General features: G+C 28.8%; 1 protein-coding gene. It reads right to left on the reverse strand.

Annotated features, from left to right (window positions below; translation table 11 throughout):
* Positions 1-27 precede the first annotated feature (27 nt).
* Positions 28-1,461, reverse strand: coding sequence for an IS1182 family transposase (locus A500_RS19010; protein WP_016209196.1), 1,434 nt, complete (start codon positions 1,459-1,461; stop codon positions 28-30).
* Positions 1,462-1,558: the final 97 nt, after the last annotated feature.

Below are 1,558 nucleotides of genomic sequence, written 5' to 3' on the forward strand. Positions count from 1 at the left end.
TTTTCAGTTTGTTGAAAAACCCCCTGTTTAAAAACAGAGGGTTTTTCTATATATTAATTGTGAATAAAATTTAAAATTGAAAATACCATAAAAATTAACAATATAATATAAAAATAGTGAAGATAGTTTTGTTGCTATCTTCTTCATATTCTGCACTGCTGCAGTTAACAGGCATTGCTCTGAAACTTTTTCGCGTCCGCGGAAGCGAGAATAGCGAAGCCCATGCAGATTTTTTGAATCTGCAAAGCTTCGCTCAACTGTTTCTTTCCTTCTATCGTAAATTCCTTTTCCTTTCTCAGTTCTAAGGAAATTCTTATTATCGTCCTTATGATTTTCCCAAACATGTCTTCTAATTATTTTATATTTAGCTTTATCTCCAAGACATTTATCTTTATGAGGACAACACATACATATTTCTTCAAAACATCTATATTCTTTATAGCCTTCGCGAGTCGTTGTTTTATATATTAATGCAACATTGTTTGGACAAATATATATATCTTTATCATAATCATATATGTACTTATTCTTTGTATACATTCCTTTTTTATGAGGAGAACGCCTATATGCTATAACTGGTATTATCTCTCTATCTGTTATTCCTTTAAAGATAGGATTTGTTGAATATCCTGCATCTAATCCAAGGTACTTAGGCTTTATATTAAAAGCTTCTTCAATTCTATCTATTCTTTTTAATATTGGTTCGCTATCGCTGACGTTACCAGGGGTAACATGCACATCCATAATTATATTATTTTTACTATCTACAGTTCTGTGATCTAGATAAAAGAATCCTTCTGGCTTATTATCTCTCATCATATAGCCACTATCTGGATCTGTAGTACTTTTCTTAATTTCCTTTGTTTCTTCTTTTTGTTTTCTTGGCTTTAAAGGCTTTTTATTATGATTTTCCCTATCCAAATTTACATCAATATCTAATTGTTCTATATATTCTTTAGGTGTTACTTGAACTTCAACTTTTTCTAACTTACGCTTATTAGCATTAGCTTTTATATGTGTTGAATCAGAGTAAAGAATTTTACCACCAACTAAGCCTTTATCCATAGCTTGAATAACTATATTATCGAAAATTTTTTGTGGAATATCAGTACCTTTAAATCTTCTAATTCTGTTTTGACTTATTGTAGATGCATCTGGAATTTTTTCCATAATAGAATATCCTAAAAACCATCTATATGCTAAATTTACTTCTATATCTTTAACTAGTTGCCTTTCGGAGCGTATGCCATAAAGATATCCTATAAATAGCATTTTAAATAAAATTACAGGATCAACTGCTGGTCGACCATTTGTATGACAATACAAATCGCTAGTTAAATCTCTAATAAATAAAAAATCTATATATTTATCTATTTTTCTTAATAAATGGTCTTGCGGAACTAATTGTTCTAACATAACCACTTCCATTTCATTTTTTGCTTCTATTCTTTCGTTTATCATTTATAAAACCTCTATGTAATAAATTAATATATTTTTAATTATATTACATATTTGTATAAAATTAAAGACTGCTAATACTTTGTCAGCAGTCTGGAAA

This window comes from Clostridium sartagoforme AAU1, from assembly GCF_000401215.1.
In the GTDB taxonomy this organism is placed as follows: domain Bacteria; phylum Bacillota; class Clostridia; order Clostridiales; family Clostridiaceae; genus Clostridium; species Clostridium sartagoforme.

Coding starts and splice junctions, on each gene's coding strand:
- A500_RS19010 (WP_016209196.1), bottom strand. CDS start 1,461: ATGATAAACGAAAGAATAGAAGCAAAAAATGAAATGGAAGTGGTTATG.